We start from the raw sequence: 24,395 nt of genomic DNA on the forward strand, positions 1-24,395 counted from the left end.
ATGAAATTGAGGATTTCCGTTATTTAAAATGACCCTTCGGCTTTTTGCCGCTCCATCTTTCGTCAACCTTCTCGTTAGCCGACTGGTATCTTGCATCCACACTTAGCCGGTATTGGTTGGTTGTATTCTCAAGTGAGCAATGCATCAGAAACATGCCGAAGATAAGAACATCTCCTGCCTGATATTCGGTTGTCGCCCACTGACCGCCGAACTTCTCCGTTATAACGAGCGGATCATCCGTATAATGTCCGAGACCGTCACGGTCCGAATCTTTGGAACCATAAGATTGCTTCAACGATTCGAATCGGTGCGAGCCCAGACAAATCGCCAGCCCCCCCATCTCATATGAAACATCTCCTAGAGGAGACCAAACCGTATAGACATTCGGGGTACCTCTGCCCATATAAACAATATCGTAGTGCGCACCAGTAAAATCTCCCTTGCCTACCGCACGAAGCCACTTATAATGATACGTCAGTGACTGCTCCCTGAGGAATGCATCGAAAAAACTCATGATGTGCTCCCCATTTAAAACATTTAGCAGCGCAGGAAGATCCTCGTTCGTACCTCCAAAGAAAATCGTTTTGCTGCCGTCAGCCATAACGCCCTCTTCTAGCTGTGTATCGCGATCTAGCTTCCCCATCCGGTCCATTTTTTCCAAAATACCTGTTCGGGCCTGCAGCACCTTGTCACGGTCATGAAACCCTCGAATGAGTAAATACCCGTCTTCCTCCATCCGATCACGCAAAGCCTGAACATCATGCAAAATATCATTTGAGCTTCTGAGCTCTGTGAGCTGCTCACCATCCATTACTAATTCGCGGCTTCCAACTTTGACCTTCATTTCAACAACACTCCTCTGCTCTTGGCATTTGTTCTAAGTGTAGAGGAATTTCATGTGCTCATCCATGGATTTAAGTATATTATTCATGTATAATTGTACAAAATATATGGTTATTTCAATAATATCACTGCAAAAAAATGTATACTAGAACAATTCCAAGAGGATGGGTCGATATGTCCTATATGAATATTCCTTATGTACTGGGGAACGCCCCTATCACTTTCCCACAATTTATTTCGATTTGGAAAGTGCAAGCGAACGACGCTTATAACAATACGAACAAAGAAGGATTCGTTGTACCCGGACTTTTTATTACGTATGAAGGTAAAGGGATTTTAACCCAAGGGAATAATCGCTATGAGTTACAGGAAGGCTCCTTCTTTTTCGTTCAAGAGGCTATTGCGACCGAATATAAATGTCATGATAATAACTGGAAATTTTATTATCTTGATTTCAGTTCACTGGATGCCATTCGAAATCTTCAACTGCCTGTAAGCAAGGTCGAGATATCAGGGAAAGTTGCGGAGGCGGTTCTGCTTTGCGAGCGTTTGATTGACACCTTGATTGCAGAGACCTTCGGCTACGCCTATTCGGCCAATATCATCTTGCAACAATTACTTCTTCTCTTTGCTAAAGAGCACGGTTCTTCACCGACCTCGCGTCATAAAGAGCTAGACAACATTTTAATCTATATCCATCGAAACATGGACAAGGATATTCGGGTTGAAGAACTCATCGAACGAAGCGGCTTGTCGCGGACAGCTTTTTTCTCCCGCTTCCGCGCTTTAACCGATCAATCTCCCAGCGAATACATCCTTAATCTAAAGCTAGAATCGGCCAAAGTATCGCTGGAGACGACAAGTTTGACTGTGAAGGAAATAGCGTCACATCTTCAATTTTATGATGAGTTTCACTTTTCCAAGCTGTTTAAGCGAAAGTACGGGCAATCTCCGAGCAAATGGCGGTCATTCAGATGAAAAAAACTACACTGAAAATAAAAAAACAATTTCCTGAACGAACAGGAAATTGTTTTTTTATTTATTATTTTTTAGATCATCGAAATGAAGTATACGTCCCGTTACACAACCGCTTCCGCAGTCTCGAACTGACTATTGTACAATTCGGCATAGAAGCCCTTCGCCGCAAGCAGCTCTTGATGATTGCCACTCTCGATAATATCGCCGTCCTTCATGACGAGGATTATATCGGCATTCTTAATCGTAGACAGCCTATGCGCGATAACAAAAGAGGTTCGTCCCGCCATCAGCCGGTCCATCGCTTCCTGAATGAGAAGCTCCGTTCTCGTATCGACGGAGCTCGTCGCCTCGTCGAGGATGAGCAGCGGTGCGTTTGCAATGAGCGCTCTCGCAATTGTAATCAGCTGCTTCTGCCCCGCGGAAAGATTCACTTGCTCGTTTAATACAGTGTCGTAGCCATGTGTCAAGGTCCGGATAAAATGGTCAATGCCTACGGCCTTGCAGACATTCAACACATCGGCATCGGTAACGCCTTGCTTGTTGAAGATGATATTTTCTTTAATCGTCCCCTCGAACAACCATGTATCCTGAAGCACCATGCAAAATTGCTCATGTACGTTTTCCCTTTTGAGCTCCTGTATCGGAACGCCGTCGATGACAATCTCTCCGCCGTTCAGCTCATAGAATCGCATCAGCAAATTGACAATCGTCGACTTCCCCGCACCCGTCGGTCCAACGATGGCGATCTTCTGACCGGGCAAAGCACGAGCCGAGAAATCGTTAATGATGAGCTTATTCGGATCATATCCAAAGGAAACGTTTCGGAACTCTACTTGCCCTTTAACGTCTTTTAGCATCTTCGTTTTATGGTTCTCGTTCTCGAGCTCTTTCTCTTCCAAAAATTCAAAAACGCGTGCGGCTGCGGCTGCAGTCGATTGCAGACTTGTCGCTGCCTGCGCGATTTGTCCTAGAGGCTGCGTGAATAGCCGGACATAGAGCATGAAAGCGACGATAACACCAAACGAAATTTGACCATCCATCGCTAATGCTCCGCCGACAATACAGACTGCCACATAGCCGAAGTTACCGACAAACATCATGAGCGGCATCGTCAAGCCGGATAAAAATTGCGACTTCCATGAGCTTTCGTATAATTTATCGTTAATTTCGTTAAAGGTTTCCTTCGCCTTCCGCTCTCCATTGTAGACCTTAACGACATCGTAGCCCGAGTATATTTCCTCGACATGGCCATTCATCGCACCTAGGTTTGCTTGCTGATGAACGAAATGCGTTTGCGATTTTTTGATCATCACGGTCATGAATGCAAATCCTAGAAACGTTGAAATGATCGCTGTCAACGTCATCCATACGTTCGTGACGAACATCATAACCAAGGAGCCGACCAGCATCGTGACTGAAGTTACAAGCATCCCTACGCTCTGATTCATCGTTTGTCCGATCGTATCGATGTCGTTCGTGACACGGCTCAGAACATCACCGTTACTAGTGGAATCGAAATATTTCAACGGAAGCTTGTTGATTTTCTTCGAGATGCGCGTACGCATGCTTCTCGTTACCTTTTGCGTGACTGTAGCCATAATATAACCTTGGAAGAATGAGAAGATGACGCTTAATCCGTATAGGACGGCAAGCAGTATTCCGATTTTGCTAACCGCATCCATGTCGATTTCGCCCATTAACCCCACGGTAATGTGATCCGTCATGTCTTCCAACTTGCTTGGCCCGATAATCGTAAATATCGTGCCCACGACTGACAGCAGCAGGGCTATAGCAATAAGAGGAACATAAGGCCTGCAATAAGCAACGAGTTTACCCATTGTGCCTTTGAAATCTATGCTTTGTTTGGTTGCGACCTGTTGTTTAGCCAATTTCAAGCTCCTCCTTCGATAACTGAGAGTTTGCGATCTGACGATATACCTCGCAGGTCTGAAGCAGCTCTTGATGCGTGCCTCTTCCTACGATCTTCCCTTCGTCGAGAACGAGTATGAGATCGGCATCCTTGATCGTTCCGATTCTCTGCCCCACAATCAGGTTGGTAGCGCCGGATGTTTCTTGCTTCAGCATGGAACGCAGCTGACGGTCTGTCTTGTAATCAAGCGCAGAGAATGAATCGTCGAATATGTAGATGTCAGGCTTACGGTATAGAGCTCTCGCGATGGATAATCTCTGCTTCTGTCCACCAGACAAATTCGATCCGCCTTGAGAGATATTGGCCTCGTACTCACCTTCCAGCTTCTCGACAAACTCTTGACCCTTAGCGATCGCTACCGCTTTCTTCACATCGTCCGCTGACCCCGCTACTCTGCCGTTATCACCATAGGCGACGTTGGATGTCACGGTTCCACTAAACAATACAGCTTTCTGAGGAACGTAACCAAGCTTGTTATGCAGATCCCGCAGAGCATACTCCTTCACGTTCAGGCCCCCGACAAGCACCTCTCCGTACGACACATCGTAAAATCTCGGAATTAAGTTCATCAAAGTACTCTTGCCGCTGCCAGTCGAGCCGATAAACGCAACCGTCTCACCCCTGCGCGCAACAAAGCTGATGTCCCTAAGAACATATTCATCCGAATCCGCATACTTGAAGCTGACATTTCTGAATTCAATCTCTCCTGCTTTCGCAGCATAAGTCGATTTTGAGCTTCCATCCATGATGCTCGGTTCCGTATTTAACACCTCCATTACGCGCTTGGCAGAGACCGACGCCCGCGGCAGCATGAAGAAAACCATCGACATCATCATAAAAGCCAAGACGATCTGCATTGCATAGGAAGAAAAGATGACCATATCACTGAACAAGCCGAGCCGAGCCGCTGCATCCGCCCCATTGATCAGATAGGCGCCGATCCAATAGATCGCTAAGCTTAATCCACTCATGATAAGACTCATAACCGGCATCATTAATGCCATTAATCGGCTTGTGTACAGATTCGCATCAGTTAACTCCTGATTCGCGCGATCGAACTTCGCTTCTTGGCTCGGTCCCGCATTATAGGCACGAATGACTCGCAGACCATTCAACCCTTCCCTCGTTACCCGGTTCAATTGATCCGTTAGTCCTTGAATCAGTCTGAACTTCGGCATGGCGAACAAAATAACGATCGCGATCATGAGAAGAAGCAGAGCAACCGAAACACCGGACGAAAGCGACCACTGCCAACTCTTGCCGGAAATCTTCACAATCGCCCAGCCTGCTAGAATAGGCGCCTTAATCATGACCTGCAGCCCCATCGCCACAATCGTCTGTACTTGCGTAATATCGTTCGTAGAGCGAGTTATGAGGCTCGCCGTCGAGAATTGATTCATCTCAGCCATCGAGAACGATTCAACCTTGTCGAAGAGAAGGCTTCTAAGCCTCTTGGCGAGCGACGCGGCACTCTGCGCGACCAAATAGACGACGATGAAGGATGCGATTAAGCTTCCAATGGCACACAGCATCATATAAGCGCCAGGCTCCCAAACCTCGCTTAATGAACTTCCTTCCGTCTGCACCAGCTTTGTGATTTCTGCCAAATAGTCGGGAAGCTTGAGGTCTAGCCATACTTGGAACACGATAAACGCAGTGCTGACGAGGATAAACCAAACATTTTTGGGATTGAAATATTTCAAAATCTTAAGCATTTATCGAACGCTCCTTCTCCATATTGATAAGCTTAGACTATAAGCCTGCTAACTATATTACATGATTAGAAGCCACCCTCACAACTTTGACGACTGCTGCTCCAGATTTTTTTGATTTTTTATCTCATGGTACTTGATAGCCTTCGGCGTAAACATGATCCTCTTTAACCTCGCATCGTAAGGGACCGATTATCGCCACAAATCCGTAACAACTTGCTCATTGTGCATCATTGCCCATTGGGCAATAATATAGATATAAATTATTTTTTTAGCAGCTATCAGTCTATCTGAAAAGAGGTGAACGCTTAAGCGTTAGATGATGAACAAACAAAGCCTACGTGATATCAAAAGGGAAGCAACTGCAAATGCGCTTGCCGATGCAGCGTTCGCACTCGCTCTGGAAAAAGGGATGGACGGCTTCGTCGTTGAAGATGTCGTACAGCTCGCTGGTTACTCCAGAAGAACGTTCGCGAACCACTACTCCTGCAAGGAAGAAGCGGTAGCATCGGCGGCTGTCATCTTTAATGGAGCAGATGAAGTCAAGGGTTGGATCGATGGCTTAAACGAAGACATTTCTCCACTTGATATCTTGTACCATTTGATGAAGATGCAGCTAACAGCAGAGCATTTCCTGAAATTGCAACAGCTGGTATCTCTCTCAAAACATTACCCGTCACTAGAGCCATACATCCTCAGCGGACTTCGTCGTTTGCAAATATCCGCTCAAGAGACATTAAGCGAGTTATCCCATGGACGTTATCCCGAAGGGTACACCCACTTACTCGTCGGTGCTGTTTATGGGGCCGTGCTGCCATTGCTTGACGGCAGTCTAGACGTGCTGCTACCAGGTCAATCAGCCGCAGAAAACCCAGAGGCTGTTACGCTCAATCACTATTTAGACTCCATGTTCGATTACTTACGAAACGGCTTCTAGTTCAGTACATTCACTTTATTTCTACATGCAAAGGAGAAATATTCACGTATGTCAACTTTCCTGTACCGAATGGGCAAGTCAGCCTATACCAGACCTTGGTATTTCATTATCAGTTGGATCGTGATCCTCGGAGTTGTGCTCGCCTTGCTTGGGGTGAACGGTATTCATGTCAGTTCAGATATGAAAATTGAGGGCACGGAATCACAGAAGGTGTTAGATCAGTTGACGGCAGAACTGCCTGAGGCTTCTGGCGGACAAGCCAGTATCGTGTTTACGGCGCCGAAGGGCGAACGTCTGGATACAGAGGAGCGATTGAGCTCCATTAGCGAAGCCGTTAATAAGGTATACAACCTTGAATATGTCATTAACCCCATCGAATTGGCTGCACAAGCCGGAGCATCGATGTCCGATGCCGCTCAAGGAAATGAAGCTGCACAAACTGGGCAAGCGAACGCATCTGAATCGGGTCAAGCCTCTGCAAGCGAGATGCCACCCTATGGTCCTTTGATGGTGAATGGTGTTCCGGTACCTGGCGTAATGCTTGCATCTGACGGCAGCGTAGCACTATTCCAATTCCAATTTACCGTTCAGCAAATGTCATTGCCTGAATGGGTTCCAGATTCGGTAATTGATGCTGTCATGCCCGTTGAGAAGACTGGTATTACCGCATTGCCGAGCGACTCACTTTCGACCAAGCCTGCCATTGGTTCTACTGAAGCAATCGGTATTGCCGTCGCCGCCGTTGTGCTATTCATGACACTCGGATCGGTTGTTGCTGCAGGATTACCGCTTCTTACCGCTCTAATGGGAGTGGGCATAAGTGTTGGAGGGGCTTTTGCATTCTCGAAAATATTCCATATGACCGATCTTACACCTGTTCTGGCGCTTATGGTCGGGCTGGCCGTCGGTATCGACTACTCGCTGTTCATCGTCAACCGTCAGCGCCGAATAATTTTCGATCAGGGACTAAGCGCTATGGAAGCGGCGAGCAGAGCTGTTGGCACCGCGGGCAGCGCCGTATTTTTCGCTGGCTTGACCGTTATTATTGCGTTATGCGGCATGCTTGTAATCGGGATTGGCTTCTTGTCTGCAATGGCGCTTGTTGCCGCATTGGCCGTACTTGTCAATGTTCTCGTTGCCTTAACCCTGCTACCAGCTCTGCTTGGTCTGGTAGGGGAACGCATCTGTTCGGCCAAAGCGCGTTCGAAGAGCAATAGCCATGCGAATAAAACTTCTCGTGGGTTCTCACACCGCTGGATCACAGCAGTTTCAAAGGGTCGCTCGCTTATTATCGTTGCCGTTATTGTCATACTTGGTGCAGCAGCGCTCCCTGTCGCTAAGATGGAAATGGGCATTCCTTCCGGTGCTACAGCGAACTTGGACACTGCATCCAGACAGAGCTACGATGCCATTTCTACCGGTTTCGGCGAAGGCTTTAATGGCCCGCTGCTCCTTGTCGCAGAACCTAAGGGAGCGTCAGACAACATTTCGATGGAGACGCTGGGCGGGCTGGTTCAGAAGCTCCAACAGCACGATAACGTTTCGCTTGTAACGCCGATGGGTGTAAACAAGAACGGTAATATGTCCATTATTAGTCTCATTCCGAAAACAGGGCCGACCGATGCGGAGACGAAAAATTTGGTGCAAGAGCTGCGAGCATCAGATTCGAGCACGGCTCTGATGGATGATGTCACGATTGGCGTTACTGGATTCACCGCGATCAACATCGATATGTCGTCGAAGCTGGCTGAGGTGTTCCCACTTTACGTCGGCATTATCGTCATCCTTTCACTCATTATTCTACTGCTCGTTTTTCGCTCAATCATCGTTCCACTCAAGGCTACGGTTGGCTTCCTTCTCAGTGTGCTCGCCACATTCGGGATTACAACGGCCGTATTCCAATGGGGCTGGCTGCACTCCCTCTTCGGCTTTGACACTGGCGGCCCGTTGCTCAGCTTTATGCCGATTATGGTTACCGGCATTCTATATGGTCTGGCGATGGATTATCAGGTATTTCTTGTCAGCTCCATGCGAGAGTCTTATGTCCATGGGCATCATGGAACGGAGAGCGTCGTTCACGGATACAATCAGGCTAGCCGCGTAGTTGTAGCAGCAGCCGTAATTATGGTATCCGTCTTCGCAGGCTTTATTTTCGCTCATGATATCATGATCAAACAGATTGGTTTTGCGCTGGCGATCGGTATCCTTATCGACGCCTTCATCGTCCGCATGGCGCTCGTCCCTGCAGTCATGGCGGTCTTCGGCGATAAAGCTTGGTGGCTGCCAAAATGGTTAGATCGCATGCTGCCGAACCTAGATGTCGAAGGAGACAAACTGATTGCACAGCTGAAGGAACAGGAAAATGCTGCCGACATCAAGGTCACTCCTCGTCGTGCTTACTAATTCCTTAGCTAAAACAAATAAGGCCCACCAGTTGATCTGGTGGCCTTATTTTTACTTATGATTACTGAATTGACTTCTGTACTCCGTCGGTCCCAATTCAGCATATTTTTAAAATACTTTTTGTAAATTGAGAAAAGTTCGAATTCCCAACGGATGATGAAACGGAACTGATAGGGATGTTCGTTTGTGTTAATAATTGCTTCGCCGGCTTGGTTCTTTCCAGCAGCACACCGTTTCCCGGGATAGATCTTGATTAATTAAAACCACCTCCCATATTTATATACATTACTATTACCTTACATTGATGGAAACTGCCCGTTTGTTGAATGATTCATCGCACAATGGTCAATTGCACTTAATTATTTTAAATGTCTTTATTTCATATTTTAATTAAAACAGCTTTTTTCAAGAATATAATCTTCATTGGAATTTTTTAAAACTATATCAAATTTTTGATGATATGGATGCATAAATAAATCATATTGAATCCTACGCTCTTCATGAGATCTTCTTAAATAATTAATATCTGTTCCTCTTTCAGAAACATCACGCTTGCTCCTTCTCATTAACTCGGTTTCTCCATCCGTATATAAGTAAACTTTCAGTTCATACAAATTTAGGTCTGTAAAGGCAATGCTCATGCCTTCTACAATATTTATTTTTTTTTGTGAAGATATTAACGTTCTCTTTGTATAATTCGTGCCTATTGTATAAAAATCTAAACCATCTCTCATCATATGAATGTCTCTCTCTAAAGCGAATATATTATGAGCAGCAGGATGACAAGCTGTCATTTTATCATGATGATGTTTATTCTTATATTCATAGTCGATTAAAGTGTACTTCCTAAGATGAGAGCCGATTATATAGGGGTCAGTATTAATATAATTCACATCATCATGTCCCAGAAGCTTTAAAAGATTATGGACAAACGTTGTCTTTCCAGAGGCACCATGACCCGAAATTCCAATGGTGACTCTTTTACCCTCACCGCTAATCAAATTGGCTATCTTATGTAATATCTTATCCATATAATCCTCCATCCGTCCTTCATAATTATTGAGCTATCGTGTCCCGTTAGTTGAATCGCTTTCCAATGAAACAGTGATGTCCTCACTTAGAATAAGTTATGATAATATTAGTATAGATTGGTCATCATTCAATCTTGTAATTTCACAATTTTCAAGGGTTTCAAACTCCCTTATTCTTTCTTCTATAGTTCTACCAGCATTCTCATTAAACAAATCTTCCCTATCGTAATGAGGAAAAATAAGTTTGTCAGTTATGTCTAATGCAGTAAAATCATTCATATTCAATGTGTTCATTTCAGGGGTGAAGAATTGTACGATTTTAATGTTCGGTCCAAGTAGTAGCGCACCAGCACTTACTCCAACAATAACTACGTTCTGCGCTGCTAAATTTTTTATGATGTCATGGGCTCCACTTTTAATCGTATGGAAGAACTCCCTCGGTGCGATTTACCTAATCATGTGTTACCTCATGACTCTCAAGTTCACCGTTCTTATTAAAATTGAGTCGTAACAAACTGTCATCTACTCCTAATCCTGCGCTCCCTAAGTAATAAACATATTGACGATAAGGTTCATCCAGTTTTTGTGCGGGTTCTCCAAGTAAGTCAATAACTTCAGCTTCAGTCATTCCTTTAAGTTCGTGCTTATTTATTAAGCTTTGCACCATGTCAGTTCTCTTATCTGGTTCTTTTAACCATGTTTCTTTATTAAACTGACTGCTACATGAACAAAGAATTAATAGTAATAATACAGAGAGAACTATCTTCTTCATTTGACCATCCTTTCTATTACAGATATTTGAATTTGCAACAAGTAACTTCTCGTCGGAGTCTGTTTTTGTCTCATTACATTATAATAGGAAAGATTCCTTTCAAAAAAACATATAAACTCATACGAGTAAGAAGGACATTTGTTGCACTAACCTGCCAGTTAAATTAATAAAAAGAGCAGGCCACCGAAGCACCTGCTCATCCATGAGTTATTCAACTATCGTTTACCCGTTAGCTTAACATTGAAAAGTGGTTTCATGATGTGCAAGCTTATAATTCGCCCTTACTTCAGTCATAACCTCCTTCGGCTTCAGGCAAAGATTTATAAGCCTCCGTACCCTCAACCATGTGCTGGATGTAGATTCTTAATTCCAGTAATTGATTCGCATCCTCCGTCATTCCACAGTTTTGGTCTGTCCACGAAAAAGTCTTTGTTTCGCCATCAACAGTTACTTTCCACTTATCTTCGTTGCTTGGCGTTTTGAAACAACTATCTTCTTTAGATAATTGTTTCGGTCCCATTATGTCTATTGCTTTCATTTTGTCATATATTTCACGTAATTCATCTGTGGTAAATATGATGTTTGCTGTTACCGAGCCTTTAATAATCAAATCTTTCGTTACTGTTCCCATATAAGTGTCTATTACATTCTTGGTTACATCGCCATAACCGAAGCTGACCATAAAATTGAAATCTGTAGGCTTTTCTAACGGCATATCGGTTTCCTGCTTAACAGCTTCCGCCAATTTCGTGTTATTTCCCATGTCAGAATCAGAATTATCAGAACATCCCGTTATCACCCACAATAAAAGAAGCAACGTACAAAATATCCCTTTCATTGCACTCCCCCTCCCGCTAATGTTATGACGATAACTGGATGGAATTGGTTGCACTAAACTTCCAGTTAGTTCAATTAGACAGAGGAGGGAATATGTAGATTTTTACTTTTATACTGATTGTACTTACATCCTAATGTCATAACCAATAATTTCATTTGCATCTGTGTCGAAATAAATACCGATTGAACCTACTAAGGGATCAAAAGTAGTCTTAAATAAGACCCGAGCTATGTTTTCGGGTTTTTCTTTGGTTGTTTTTATCCCAATGTCATCCCACTTAGCTAGGGTGACCTCTGCTTGTTTCCAGTCACCAATAACTGTTTTTTTCTCAGATTCCTCCAATGAATTCCATGCGATCTCTCGCATCTTCATTTCATCTAATGACTTTGACTCTGTTGTTCCTTTACTGCAACCTATAAGTGTCATCATTAATACGAAACACAGTAACATTAGTTTAATCTTCAAATATACACCCCCTGAGCTATCACGTTTAATAGTTCGCTTGTATATTCTATACATTTATTAGACGAAAAAAAATTCTGTTTGTTCCACTATACTGTCAGTTAAGTTAATAAAAAAAGTAGGCAATTGTAGTTCCTGCTTATCTATGTGTGATATTCAATTATCGTTATCCGTTAGCTCAGCGATGCCTACCGTTACATGCCGGCAGCCTCGTTCTGATGAATGTTACACCTATACTCATCTGTTAGCGCAGAGATTATAGTCAGAAATCCACAAAAAATGGATGATGTTCTTCATTTAAACAAAACTCAATTCTCTGCCTGAAATTTAGAAAAGTCACCATATCTAATGCTACTTCGATTGGAAAAAATCCTACTTCTAAGGACTCCGGGCTCGTTGTTAATTCTCCTCCGATTGGTTTACCTAAAAATAAGGTGTTACAAATAGACTGACTAACATTTTGAAAAACACCACAAAATTTTGTTATCTCTATTTCAATACCGCTCTCTTCCTTTGTTTCTCTGATCGCTGCATTTTTCAACGATTCGCCTTCTTCAACCACGCCCCCTGGCATTTCCCAACCTCGTTCAGGACCTTTTATTAATAAAATTTCATTACGCTCATTAATTACAATTGTTGCTGCCGAAAGAAAATGTTTTGGAGTCACCTCATCGATCTCCTATACTTCAATTTTATAAAACTATCTTTTCATATTTACCTAATGGTGCTAAAGTGTCCCGTTAGCAATCCTGTAGAGCGTTAACCCTTTGCAAAATCCATCCTCGCGATTAAAGGGATTAGTGGAAGCGAGATCAGTAAAGAAAAAAGTGTAGAGAAACGACCTAGTTTCTCTACACTCTAAAATCCCTTCCACTACTAATGCTGGAACAAAAGATAGTTGCTTGATTTGTCATTCCTGGTCCTTCTTAGTTTATTATTATTCTTCAGATAAATTGGTTTCCTTAGATTTCTCACAAGGACAGGGTGAATTCGATGCGGAAGAAGACCGGTCCCTAGTCCTTAAGGCCCTTTCGTTAAAAACATATGAAGGCAAGACTCCATTTGGTCTATTACGTAATTCCTTAATTTTTTGAATATAATCTATTAGTTTTTGCTGCTGTGATTGATTTTCTTGATTCACTTAAAATCCTCCTCTCGTTTCACTTACGACTGAATGAAGAACGTATCGGGATTGTTTCCATTAGTACCATTACGATTATCGCTCCAGCCGTGTAATAATGTCGTTCCCGGACCGGCGATGATTTGATTATAGTCGCCCATATAACAATCATTGAGTGCCGAATCAAAGTTGGGATTTGTATCCGGCACCAAAGAATCCGCGGTACTCAACCTAGTTTCCGGACTTATTGTATTCGTTATATGATCATAGCTACGCTTGAATAAGGCAAATGTTCCGTTACCCACTAGACCTACGTTATCCGGATCCAGGAAGCGGCTATATTGGATATGGGCACCGAGAGCGTTGGCTGCAACAGAAGGAAAAAATTCATGTGTCGTTGTAGTGGTGATCGTTCTCACCGTCCAGTTCATGCCGCCGTTTGTACTGAACGCGAGCCTGATGTTATAGTTGCCAGGCGAATCAAAGCTGTTCCAGACTACGTATAAGGTATTATCCGGACCAACTGCGGCGTGAGGGAACTCATTCATCCGAATAGCCTTAGTTGTGCTCACCACAATTGCCCCTTGATTACAACTAATTGTGTTTATTTCGATAACAGGGGAAATAGCGCCTCCCGTGGAAACGGGGTTTAAGAAGGATTGGCCCCCATCCGTTGATTTAACCACATTAATTGAAAGCCCATCACCAAACTGCTCATAGAAAATATACAAGTTTCCTGAGTTGTCGGCAACTGGAAAAGACCCCTGGATATTAAGAACGGGAGTACTACCGATAGTGACGTCTTTACTTGCAATGAGGGGCTGTGGATCGCAACCAGTAGTCCACTTGGCGAAACGAAGTCTTGTAGCTGCAAACAGGTCAGAAGGAAATTCTGTCCATGTAACATATAAGGATTGTTGACCGGGTCTGCTGGAGTCTAACCCGACTGTGATCCATTCTTTGTCTTGGAAGGATTCAGGGTCACTGGGTGAACCCTCACCAGCTACAAAAGGATTGCGGATTTCTAATAACCTGGTCAATAGATTCACGGATGCTGTGGAGATTTGAATAAATGAATGCGTGGGATCAGGCGTGAAATCTATGCCAAGATGTGCATAGTAAAATACCCCTTGCGAGTCTACCGCGATGACCGGGTCACCAAAATTCCCAACGTTGGGATTTTGAGGCATAGAACCGCAATCATTCCAGGTGCTGCCTCCGTCACTGGAGAAAGCAAATCCAGAAATATTGGCTGTGATAGCTTGGTTAGAGTCATTAAATCCGAACAGAATAAACGAGCCGAAAGCAGCCAAGCTCGTTTCACTCTGAGTAATATTGTTATCTGGTGCTGCCGTATCTTGTGCCGGATTGTTTACCTGCCTCTCTCCTGGCGAACCGAATCCTGTATTACCATTTCCACAGGTGATAACTGCTGACGGACAAAGGGGGGGTTCCGGGATAATCACGGATTCTTCCGTGTCCGTATTATTGGCTAAATCGGGATCGAACTCATTACCGGAAACGCTAGCCGTGTTAGTGATGGTACCGGCCGCCGTCGGGGTTACCACAATCTCAACTGTAGCACTGGCCCCGTTGGCTAAAGTACCTAGGCTGCATGTTACGACACCGCCTGTTTCCGTACAGCTTCCCTGGCTGGGATTGGCTGAAATGAAGGTCACTCCGGCCGGCAGTGTATCGATCAACGTAACTACTGTTGCGGTGGAAGGACCATTATTGGGAACCACCACGTTATAGGTCAAGGGGGATTCTACGATTACCGGATCGGGGGTATCGGTTTTGGTCACGGCTAAATCCGCGACCGGATCGACCGTAGTGGTTTCCGTATCTGTATTGTTGGCTAGATCGGGATCGAACTCATTACCGGAAACGCTAGCCGTGTTAGCGATGGTACCGTCCACCGTCGGGGTCACCACAATCTCAACTGTAGCACTGGCCCCGTTGTCTAAAGTGCCGAGGCTGCATGTTACGGTACCGCCTGTTTCCGTACAACTTCCCTGGCTGGGAGTGGCTGAAACGAAGGTTACCCCGGTTGGCAGCGTATCGATCAATGTAACCCCTGTTGCGGTGGAAGGACCATTATTGGGAACCACCACGTTATAGGTCAAGGGGGATCCTACGAATACTGGATCGGGGTTATCGGTTTTGGTCACGGCTAAATCCGCGACCGGATCGACCGTAGTGGTTTTCGTATCTGTATTGTTGGCTAGATCGGGATCGAACTCATTACCGGTAACGGTTGCGGTGCTGGTAATGGTACCTGCCGCGGTCGGGATCACCACAATCTCAACTGTAGCACTGGCCCCATTGGCTAAAGTGCCGAGGCTGCATGTTACGATACCCCCTGTTTCCGTACAGCTTCCCTGGCTGGAGGTGGCTGTAATGAATGTTACACCAGTTGGCAGTGTGTCGGTTAACGTGACCCCTGTTGCAGTAGAAGGACCATTATTATTGACGGTAACGGTATAGGTCAGGGGAGAAAATATTAATACTGGATCTGGATTCTCGTTTGAAACTGAAAGATCAGCAGAACGCTTAATTCGAACTCCCAAATTTTCACCTCTTTATCTTTGACTAAGCCTCTCGGAATTCATAATTCCGAATAACTTGATTCGAAGTTCCTGCTTTATATTTCGATTTCAAGAAAATCGCAGCAACGATCTGTCGAGCCGTGACAGTCGTGACATACATGTTTATGGATTTACCGCTAGGGGATGACGGCAATATATGATGGATTGCTGGCGGCGGTGTGGGTGCTGGTGGTGGCGGTGGCGGTGGTCTTGGCGGTCTTCCTCCCTTTACTCCAAGATTGTTTATTCATATTCCACACATGCGGAAAGGCGAGGGCTGTTTTTCTTACGACTAAATATTTTCCGTTGTAAAACCAGCCCATGCTTTTGCAAATTCAAAAGGCCGAGTGAGTACTCTGTTGTACATTTGCGGATCTTCCTTCAGATAGGACGGGATATTATGTTGATGACGGCTGTTTATTTCAAGAATCCAGACTTTCAGATTCGGATCTACCGTGACGTCGATCCCCACATCGCCGAAAGGTCCGTACTTATGGTCAATTAGTTGACAGGCTTTCGTACAAATCGAGATGATTTCCTCTTCTTTTTGGATCGCCTCTTCATCATTGAATTGAAAGACCGTTCGCAGAGCGTCCCTGCCCAAACTGATCGAGCTTACATCGTTCGTATAGAATCTTCCGTCTTCGCCATAACGCGCGATCACACCCGAGCAGGCCCACTGTTGGCTGCCGTCTTTTTGCATGATGACCCTGAAATCAACGTTTTTATTCTGATACGTCAAAGCAACGGACTGTTGAATCAAATACTTTCTGCCATTTTGCATGCGCCTGAGGAACGCCCCTGCTTTGATTTCATTATTTACGAATGTCATCCCCATATCCCGGTTGATAAAAAGATAGCCGCCCAGCGTCTTTTCTAGTTTCATGATCCCTTGTCCCATCGAACCGTTGTTCGGCTTCAGATAGACCGATCCGTATAAAGCCAGCATTTTATTCAAGGTCTGCAGGTTATCCAACAATTTGGTGTGCGGCAAATGGTCGTGAATAAGAGTATTCGTGCGGCTCGATTCCCATAATTCCCACTTGTTCAAATAATATGGATTGAAAATTTTTTTATCCGTATGCACAAACAAATCATCATAGAGCCTGCTTTTGTTGACCCTTATTCTCCTGTAGATTACACCGGGGTAGGGGAAAACTCCTTTGGTCCATGGAGCTTTGTCCCCACCGGCCTGCGGGTTGTAATAATACCCTTCAATGGTTTTATTCCTGGGATTGATCCCATCTACGGAAAATAGATAAATAAGCCCCTTAATCGCTTGATAATTCGTAAAGTAACCGCGATATTCGTTCAATAATTCGGAGGTAAGCCCCTTTGTAGAAATTAAGAGCGCGATTACAGGTCCGAGATGAAGATCTTTTCCGGAAGTATACATTTCATAAGGCAGCGTATCGGGCATCGTAACCTCATTTTTCAACTCAAAGGACAATCCGATGGCATCCTGCGGTTGATGTTCGCTAATTCCTACTTGCACCTTTTTTTTCCATGCGCCGAAATGAAGCATTGCCGAAAGAGGGATGACAACTTTCCGGGGCAGCAGGATTTGGTTGGGTTTCAGCCCAGGGATCCATTTGATATACAACCGATTCACCCTCTTCTTGGATGATAGTAGTTCATTAACATGAGCCATAGAAATGGATGGTTGCCCAATTATTCATGATTAAGAAATGACCAAGTAAGCGTTTAGGTTGCCTGTGGAAATGATACGCCTCCTTTTTCGGCACAATAACACAGTATTTGTCTGCTGCTGTTATTGCTTGGACGAATGACGGAGGTCAGATGCCTGAATATCACGAAATGCTATACGACGTAACCAGCCAGAATGAAAGAGACCTGTTTTCGTAGAATCTCGTAACATGAATGCGTCAGGTACCAAACAACCAGTAATCCCAAGGCAGGGTGAACGGTGAAATTAAACTAGAGTGTATTTCGTACAGCAGAAACCTGACATCCCGCACCGAACGGTGAGCTACGTTGCACATATGCATCAGAATCACGCCAAAAGTTACTCCAAAACGACGATCCGCCCCATTCAGCTGCATAAAGTGCATTGTAGCTAGTGAATGAGGCGACAGATGACGATTCAGTTGCAGAAAATGCAACGTAGATAAGCCGGTTCTTATGGCTGATCAAAGTTTAACTAATCATAATTTAGTGAGCGTCAAATAGCCCCCACCTAGCGGCGGAAGCGAGATTTAACCTATAATCAAGTTCGTTCAGCAAGTCTCTCAGACCAATTTAATTCATCGCTACTGCCCTTAAAGAAGACAAATGGGAACTTAGGCACCTCATCGAAGAATATGAACGAATCTGCATTGAAGAATTATACCAATTCCGACTTTCGATCCTTACTTGGATTCACTCGGTAGAATCGCTTGTATAGCTTACTAAAATAAAAAATATCTGCAATTCCAACTCGCTCCCCAATTTCTGCAATTGTTAAAGTTGTAGTTTTTAGCAATAGTTTCGCTTGCTTCATCCGGTACGCCTCAATATAATCTGTAATTGCGACACCCAGATGATCCTTGAACATCTTAGACAAGTGGGAACGGCTTACATGCACATATGAACTAAGTTCATCTAGAGTGATTTTACGCTGATAATAACTGTGGATGTAATATAATGTTTCCGTAATCTCTTTCCGCTGTTCCCCCACCAGCTGTAGCTTCGTCATCCATTCGTAGAAAAGCTGTTTATAAGCACCGATCCGTTCTTGCCGTTGATGCTCGATACTCTCTTTCAGTTCAGTTGATACAATGTACCCATGCTTCTCTATAAAAGTAATTAGAAGTTTCAAATCTTCCTTCACCAATGAGGAAGGACGACGGCAATATATGATGACTTGAAAGTAGGCTTCAATCCAATTATATAGCTTATTAGCTTGCCCTCTCCCATCTTCTATAGATTCTAGTTGTTGAAGATATCGATACAAATCAATCTCAACAGGAGCTACGAAGTGAGTATCATTGCTCGATAACAATAAACTATCCTCATAAAAAAAACGATCAAAATCTACTAAATGATCCTTCACTTCTCTAGTTAAACCCTGCATTTCGCAGAAAGAATAATGCATAATCAATGAGGCATCCAGCTTTAAATATTCTTTCAGAATCCTCTGAATTTCAAAGCATTTAATATGATGATTTTCCATATTCTGTTCTTCAATATCGAGTACAATAAATTGACCTCTGGCAAGATGGATGATTTCATTTCGTTCATCATTAATTTTCAATTTCTCAGCCACAACATTCATAACGGAGAATACAGCTAGATCCATCTCTCCTGAATAACGATCCTGTGCCCATGCTGTGAAATGATTAATTTCAAGTAGAGCAAAGTAAGACGGAGGCAAATCCAATTGAAAGAATAGGATATCTAGTTTTGCTGCTCGTTGCCTCAGTTCATGCATGGTTTCATGCTTCCTTAAAGCCTCATGGAATAAAGAGTTCAGCAGTAGCATCCTCTCATTGGAATTCAGTGCATTACGATGTTGATGAACCGATTGTTGATCTCGAAAGGCAGACAATATTTCATCAATTAATAGCTGCTTATCCATCGTTGCCTTAAGAACATAGTTTTTGGCGCCAAAACGCATTGCCTGTTGAGCAAGCGAGAAATCAGCATAGTTACTCAGTACAATCGGCCAGACGTTCGGATAGCGAACTTTCGTTTCCTTGATGAGATCAATTCCATCCATCACAGGCATTCGAATATCCGTTAGCATAATATGGATCGATACCTTTTCCAATATCTCAAGCGCCTTTATGCCATGTTCTGCTTCGTAGATTTCAACGCGCATATCGTTCAGCATGAGTTTGAGATGGCGACGTATCGTAATCTCATCGTCTACGATTAAGATACGCATCAAGACTCCTCCTTCGCTTGTGGGATCACAAGAGTTATCGTCACTCCTTGATCTGGTATGCTTACTATTGTAAATTCTGCCTGCTCACCATAATGAAGACGAATTCGTTCTCGGACATTCTGGACACCAATAGATTTTCTCGTACGACTTCTTTCCGACTCGATGATCCCTCTACCATTGTCAGCAACCATTATCCTTACATAATGGGTTGACGCATCGATCTCGGCATGAACTCGAATGATACCATCCTCACGTCCTGCAAAGGCATGCTCGAAGCAATTCTCTACCAGTGGCTGAATCAACATGCGCAGTACAGGTCGCTCCATCAGCACAGCTTCAAAATTCAGCAAGACTTGGAAACGCTCGCCGTATCGTGAAATCAATATATCTGAATATTTCTCGAGATATACCTTTTCTTCTTGAAAGGTCCAAAATGCATCTTCTTTATATAACTGCTGTTGTAATAAATAGGACAGAGATAACAGCAAGGAGCTAAGCTTTTGCTGTTGTTGTTCGTCCGCAATAAATCGGATAGAATTCAATGAATTTAACAGAAAATGCGGATTAATTTGATGCTGAAGCATTTGGAATTCCAGCTTCCGTTTGTCATCGGCTGCACGTTGATAGTTCTCTCTCGACATGTTGACATTATGAACTAACTGTCGAAGCACTTCCGTTAATTCTAGAATGTGAGGATCTGTCTTGATGGGAAGTCGTAGAATGGGAGAGTTTATAATCAATTGTTTAGAAATCGTTTGAATTTGAAACAACACTTTGCGAAAAACATTAATGACCAAAACCGAATTGATGAAGTATATGATTACAAAAAGCCCCATCGTAACATAAATAGAAATATAGAACCAATACAAGCTTTGCTTCAAGAAATAAGCATTATGACGTTGTATGAACACCCAATCGGTAGGCTGGATCTTTAGCGAAATGGTAGTCATATCGCGGGAAGCTGTATTCAGACGATTCGGTGATGAATTCATAGCGAATAACACATGGGCTTGCTCATCTTGAATTTCGTAATAGCTCTTATCCGTTTCTAGTATTTGTTGTACATATGTAATGGGAATAAAAATGGTAGCCGTTCCTTTTGGAATTGCCGTCTGCGGGTTAAATAACGTACGAGTGAAAACAATAAACTGTTTATCATTCCCGAAATCATGGATCGCCCATTGATAACTATGGAGTATGTCCCTCGGCATAGAATCTCCGCGATGATGAATATAATCAAAAAGTTGATTCTTTCTCAAGCCTAGACGTGAGGGGTCTGATACAAATTCATGACCATTCAAATCTTGTATGATGACAATATATTTCTCATTTAAGAAAAAGGCATATTGCAATCGCTCTACAGCTTCTAAGAGAATCTGATTTTTAGCAACATCGTAAGGATCATGAATATCCAATGCACGTAAAAACTGCTTGTCATTAATAAACAAATTTGTCGCCATGAAAATCCGTTGAAACAGATCCTGAATACGTGAGGCCGTCTGCTCTACTCGAATTTGATTGATTTCCTCTACTTTTGATAAAATTGTTTGTTCTACGAACGAATAAATAAAATAAAGCAGCAAGGAAAAAGGAATAAATATCGTTACTATCAGAATAATTAAACGCTTTTGCAACGATCTCGATCCAACATATCTCCTGCTGCTCCATTTCATTGCAGAACACTCCTACCAGAACGTTTATGAATTTTTCTGTTCAACAATGGATTTATCTACTTTTTGTTTAATATCGCCTAGAACCTTATCTACACTAACCTTTCCTGTGTAGTATTCAACAATCAAATCCAGGAACGTTGTCTCGTATTCTTGTGGGGCGCCGAGAATCGGCTTCTCTTCCACATTCACCGTATTCGGGTCACCACCGAACAAATATTTTACCTGTTCCAGTGTAATGTCGTCAGCCTTCAATTGATCCGCTAAATCTTGATAAAATTTATCGGCATTTACTTTATTATACATCGGAAGTGTTCCGGTACTCAATGTGTAATCGGATACATATTCTTTTGCGAAGATCAGTGCCTCTTTAGGATGCTTCGAATTTTTAGGAACCGCTAGAGAGTCGATACTCGACCAGTTCATATGCTTGCCCGCCATTTCCTTAGGCACTGGCATTGGAGCAATCCCCGCCTTCCAATCTCTCGGGAATTTATCCTTCTTCGTCGCAGCAAGTTGAGCATACCACTGGGCACCGACTGCCATACCATAGTTACCGTTCCAATAAGATAGAAAATCGGTGTTGTTAGAAATATATTCAGAGATCGGCATTGCTGCTTTACGTACATTCATCACATCGTTCATCCATTCAAGACTACGCTTGAATTCTGGTGCATTGATATTGCTCAGACCATCTTCCGTATAGAACTTTCCATCCGTAAGCTGACTACCGTATCCATAGTAGTACATACCCCAGTTATTATAGAAAAGACCATATGTCTTGGTACTCCCATCTACCTTAGTTAGTTTCTGTGCCACATCGGCAACCTCATCCCAGGTCATCGGGATATTCGCATCCGGGTATGAAACCTTAGCATCGTCAAATACCTTCTTGTTATAATAGAGCATCCAATTGTTCTGCTGAATTGGAAATCGATAGTAGTGATTATCCTTATCCGGTTTAAAATTCCCGAAATCCTTGGTCATATCCACATCTACTTCTTTAGCCACATCCTCAATTGGCATTAAGAAACCTTTATTAATGGCATCAAATTGATAAACACCATTTCCCCAGATCAAATCGACATTCTCACCGCTTGCGAGCATAATATTACGTTTGTTGATGTACTGCTCATGAGGAACTGAAATAGGGTCAACCTTGATGTTCGGGTACTTCTGTTCAAATCTAGTGAGAAACTCTTTGAATTCCGGCGTATCCAAATATTCTGAAATACTTAACAATTTTAAAGTTACTAGTTCCGCATTTTCATCCGTCTTTGTCTGTTCAGACTGTGCTGTTTGATCCGTACTGTTCTGCTTCGTAGAGTCATTACCTGTAGATTCTTTGGTACCTCCCCCATCACCGCATGCAGTTAATGCTACGGTTAGCGTACTAATCAAAGCTATCATACCTAATCTTTTGACCATCCTTAATCTCCCCTTATCATTTATGATTATATGAGGTTAACCCTTGATGCCTGAAGAAACAACACTTTCGACAAACTGCTTCTGGAGTGCCAAAAATATGATTAGTACCGGGACAATGGCCAGACAAGCCAACGCCATTTGTTGCGCATAGGCCTTGCCGAATTGTGTCTGGAAGCTCTGCAGTCCAATTGGAATCGTATACAAATCTGCAGACTTTAAGAATATCAATGGTTGATAATATTGATCCCAGATCATAAAGAAGCTTAACAAACCAATAGTTACTAGAATCGTTTTGGCAAGTGGCAGTGCGACTTTAATAAATGACTGTATCACTCCACTGCCTTCCATATACGCAGCACTGATTAACTCTCGCGGAAAGCTCATATAAAATTGTCTCATCATGAAAATGGATAGAATATCAACCATATTCGGAATGATCAGCGCCCAACGAGTATCCAATATGCCGACAAAACGATATGCTATAAACTGTGGCAGCAAGGTCAACTGATATGGAATAAACAAGGTCATCAGCATAAGAAAGAAGATTGCTCCTGAGTATTTAAATTTCAGAAAGCCAAACGCATAGCCAGCCGTAACGGATAAAGCTAAACGAAGTAAGACCGATAAACATGTAACGATAATTGAATTTTTAAACCAAGTGAGAAATGGTGTATCCAACAGAATGATCTTGTAATTATCCCAATTCATATGTCCCCAATGAACGAAGGTAAAGGGGCGTTCGAACACTTGACTCTCAAATTTAAACGATGTAGATAGCATCCAGAGCAATGGCGTTATAAAAAAGAGTCCAATGAGTAGATAGAGTATACTCGTTGACACACCCCTGAACGAAGACTTTGACATGCTGTGTTCTCCTTTCTAAAATTATTGATAGAACACCCATTTCTTCTGCATCTGCCAGTTGATTACTATAATCACAAGCGTTAATAAGAATAAGAACATTCCTACAGCTGAAGCATATGAGAAGTCATAGAATTCAAAAGCCGAGCGATAAATGTGATACGTCAAAGTTGTCGTACTGAACGCGGGACCACCTTTTGTAAGTAAAGCCATCTGGTTGAAAGCTTGTAGTCCACCAATAATAGTGATTAATAGGAGCATGAACGTCGTCGGTGAAATAAGAGGGAGTGTAATACTCCGAAATCGTTGCCAGCGTCCTGCACCATCGATCGAAGATGCTTCGTAGTAGTCGTTGGAAACGCCCTGCAATGCCGCCAAGAATAATATACAGTGATAGCCTACATCCTTCCACGATCCAATGATCGCTAGAATAGGCAGTGCCCAATCACGATCAACCATATACTGCGGGGGATGTGCAATTCCAAGACTCATGAGTAAACTGTTTAATGGTCCATCTGTCGGATGTAGAAAGACGTTCCATACAACTAACGTTGCTACATAGGTTGTTATATAGGGGATAATAAAAAACGTGCGTGTGACGCCCCTCATATACAGCTTCTTATTCAGCACAGTCGCCATACTTAATCCCAGTGCCAGCGTTAATGGAACATAGATGACCAAGTACAATGCCGTATTTCTCGTTGCACTCCAGAAATCTGAATCATGGATCATCTTCGAATAATATTTAAATCCCTGCCAACTAAATTCATTCGACATTAAATCTAATTTACTGATACTCAGTAGAAATACCGCTACGATTGGAAGTAGAATAAATACAAAAAAGCCGATCACCGTTGGTAGCGCGAATAGTAAACCTATTTTTCTTTCCCTTCGTTCTAATGAATAGCCCTTCACGAACATGCCCTCCTCTCTTAT

20 protein-coding genes are annotated in these 24,395 nt (G+C 43.2%); 3 read left to right on the forward strand and 17 right to left on the reverse strand.

From position 1 onward, the window contains the following. Positions 1-19: 19 nt before the first annotated feature. Positions 20-844 carry a phytanoyl-CoA dioxygenase family protein gene (locus AC0YN6_RS04750; protein WP_475745466.1) on the reverse strand — a complete coding sequence of 275 codons (825 nt, stop codon included), beginning with the start codon at positions 842-844 and terminating at the stop codon, positions 20-22. A 173-nt stretch (positions 845-1,017) separates the two neighbouring features. On the opposite strand from AC0YN6_RS04750, the gene AC0YN6_RS04755 reads away from it, so the two are divergent. Next, positions 1,018-1,821 (forward strand): AraC family transcriptional regulator, encoded by an 804-nt coding sequence (locus tag AC0YN6_RS04755; RefSeq protein WP_475745467.1) that lies wholly within the window; start codon positions 1,018-1,020, stop codon positions 1,819-1,821. Between the two features lie 101 nt (positions 1,822-1,922). Here AC0YN6_RS04755 and AC0YN6_RS04760 read toward each other — a convergent pair whose 3' ends face one another. Then, positions 1,923-3,659: an ABC transporter ATP-binding protein gene (locus tag AC0YN6_RS04760; RefSeq protein WP_475745535.1), complete on the reverse strand. Its 1,737-nt coding sequence runs from the start codon at positions 3,657-3,659 to the stop codon at positions 1,923-1,925. A 43-nt stretch (positions 3,660-3,702) separates the two neighbouring features. Then, positions 3,703-5,466 carry an ABC transporter ATP-binding protein gene (locus AC0YN6_RS04765; RefSeq protein WP_475745468.1) on the reverse strand — a complete coding sequence of 588 codons (1,764 nt, stop codon included), beginning with the start codon at positions 5,464-5,466 and terminating at the stop codon, positions 3,703-3,705. A 316-nt stretch (positions 5,467-5,782) separates the two neighbouring features. Here AC0YN6_RS04765 and AC0YN6_RS04770 point away from each other — a divergent pair, with 316 nt between their 5' ends. After that, positions 5,783-6,400 (forward strand): TetR/AcrR family transcriptional regulator, encoded by a 618-nt coding sequence (locus AC0YN6_RS04770; protein ID WP_475745469.1) that lies wholly within the window; start codon positions 5,783-5,785, stop codon positions 6,398-6,400. 48 nt (positions 6,401-6,448) lie between these two features. After that, positions 6,449-8,803, forward strand: a complete 2,355-nt coding sequence (locus AC0YN6_RS04775) for an MMPL family transporter (RefSeq protein ID WP_475745470.1) — start codon at positions 6,449-6,451, stop codon at positions 8,801-8,803. A 386-nt stretch (positions 8,804-9,189) separates the two neighbouring features. Here the strand turns inward: AC0YN6_RS04775 and AC0YN6_RS04780 are convergent, their stop codons facing one another. The 14 genes from AC0YN6_RS04780 to AC0YN6_RS04845 form a co-directional block, all read right to left on the reverse strand. Continuing rightward, positions 9,190-9,834 carry a uridine kinase family protein gene (locus tag AC0YN6_RS04780; protein ID WP_475745471.1) on the reverse strand — a complete coding sequence of 215 codons (645 nt, stop codon included), beginning with the start codon at positions 9,832-9,834 and terminating at the stop codon, positions 9,190-9,192. A gap of 96 nt (positions 9,835-9,930) precedes the next feature. Continuing rightward, on the reverse strand, positions 9,931-10,281 hold the full coding sequence (locus tag AC0YN6_RS04785) for a Type 1 glutamine amidotransferase-like domain-containing protein (protein ID WP_475745536.1): 351 nt from the start codon (positions 10,279-10,281) through the stop codon (positions 9,931-9,933). A 4-nt stretch (positions 10,282-10,285) separates the two neighbouring features. Next, positions 10,286-10,606 (reverse strand): hypothetical protein, encoded by a 321-nt coding sequence (locus AC0YN6_RS04790; protein WP_475745472.1) that lies wholly within the window; start codon positions 10,604-10,606, stop codon positions 10,286-10,288. A gap of 286 nt (positions 10,607-10,892) precedes the next feature. Continuing rightward, the gene (locus AC0YN6_RS04795; protein WP_475745473.1) at positions 10,893-11,444 is read right to left on the reverse strand and encodes a hypothetical protein; all 552 of its coding nucleotides are present in this window, start codon (positions 11,442-11,444) and stop codon (positions 10,893-10,895) included. 123 nt (positions 11,445-11,567) lie between these two features. Continuing rightward, entirely contained in the window at positions 11,568-11,909 is a 342-nt protein-coding gene (locus AC0YN6_RS04800; protein ID WP_475745474.1) for a hypothetical protein, read from the reverse strand. Between the two features lie 259 nt (positions 11,910-12,168). Beyond that, a complete protein-coding gene (locus AC0YN6_RS04805; protein WP_475745475.1) occupies positions 12,169-12,573 on the reverse strand; it encodes an NUDIX hydrolase in 405 nt (134 codons plus the stop codon). A 270-nt stretch (positions 12,574-12,843) separates the two neighbouring features. Beyond that, the gene (locus AC0YN6_RS04810; RefSeq protein WP_475745476.1) at positions 12,844-13,047 is read right to left on the reverse strand and encodes a hypothetical protein; all 204 of its coding nucleotides are present in this window, start codon (positions 13,045-13,047) and stop codon (positions 12,844-12,846) included. A 23-nt stretch (positions 13,048-13,070) separates the two neighbouring features. After that, positions 13,071-15,596: a DUF11 domain-containing protein gene (locus AC0YN6_RS04815; protein ID WP_475745477.1), complete on the reverse strand. Its 2,526-nt coding sequence runs from the start codon at positions 15,594-15,596 to the stop codon at positions 13,071-13,073. 310 nt (positions 15,597-15,906) lie between these two features. After that, entirely contained in the window at positions 15,907-17,217 is a 1,311-nt protein-coding gene (locus AC0YN6_RS04820; protein WP_475745478.1) for a YheC/YheD family endospore coat-associated protein, read from the reverse strand. A gap of 741 nt (positions 17,218-17,958) precedes the next feature. Next, positions 17,959-19,500: a response regulator gene (locus tag AC0YN6_RS04825; RefSeq protein WP_475745479.1), complete on the reverse strand. Its 1,542-nt coding sequence runs from the start codon at positions 19,498-19,500 to the stop codon at positions 17,959-17,961. Continuing rightward, on the reverse strand, positions 19,500-21,173 hold the full coding sequence (locus tag AC0YN6_RS04830; RefSeq protein WP_475745480.1) for a sensor histidine kinase: 1,674 nt from the start codon (positions 21,171-21,173) through the stop codon (positions 19,500-19,502). Before AC0YN6_RS04830 ends, AC0YN6_RS04825 begins: the two co-directional genes overlap by 1 nt. A gap of 24 nt (positions 21,174-21,197) precedes the next feature. After that, positions 21,198-22,598, reverse strand: coding sequence for an ABC transporter substrate-binding protein (locus AC0YN6_RS04835; RefSeq protein WP_475745481.1), 1,401 nt, complete (start codon positions 22,596-22,598; stop codon positions 21,198-21,200). 36 nt (positions 22,599-22,634) lie between these two features. Continuing rightward, positions 22,635-23,462 carry a carbohydrate ABC transporter permease gene (locus AC0YN6_RS04840; protein ID WP_475745482.1) on the reverse strand — a complete coding sequence of 276 codons (828 nt, stop codon included), beginning with the start codon at positions 23,460-23,462 and terminating at the stop codon, positions 22,635-22,637. 21 nt (positions 23,463-23,483) lie between these two features. Beyond that, positions 23,484-24,374, reverse strand: a complete 891-nt coding sequence (locus tag AC0YN6_RS04845) for a carbohydrate ABC transporter permease (RefSeq protein WP_475745483.1) — start codon at positions 24,372-24,374, stop codon at positions 23,484-23,486. Between the last annotated feature and the right edge of the window lie 21 nt (positions 24,375-24,395).

This window comes from Paenibacillus sp. J22P15 (assembly GCF_056269345.1).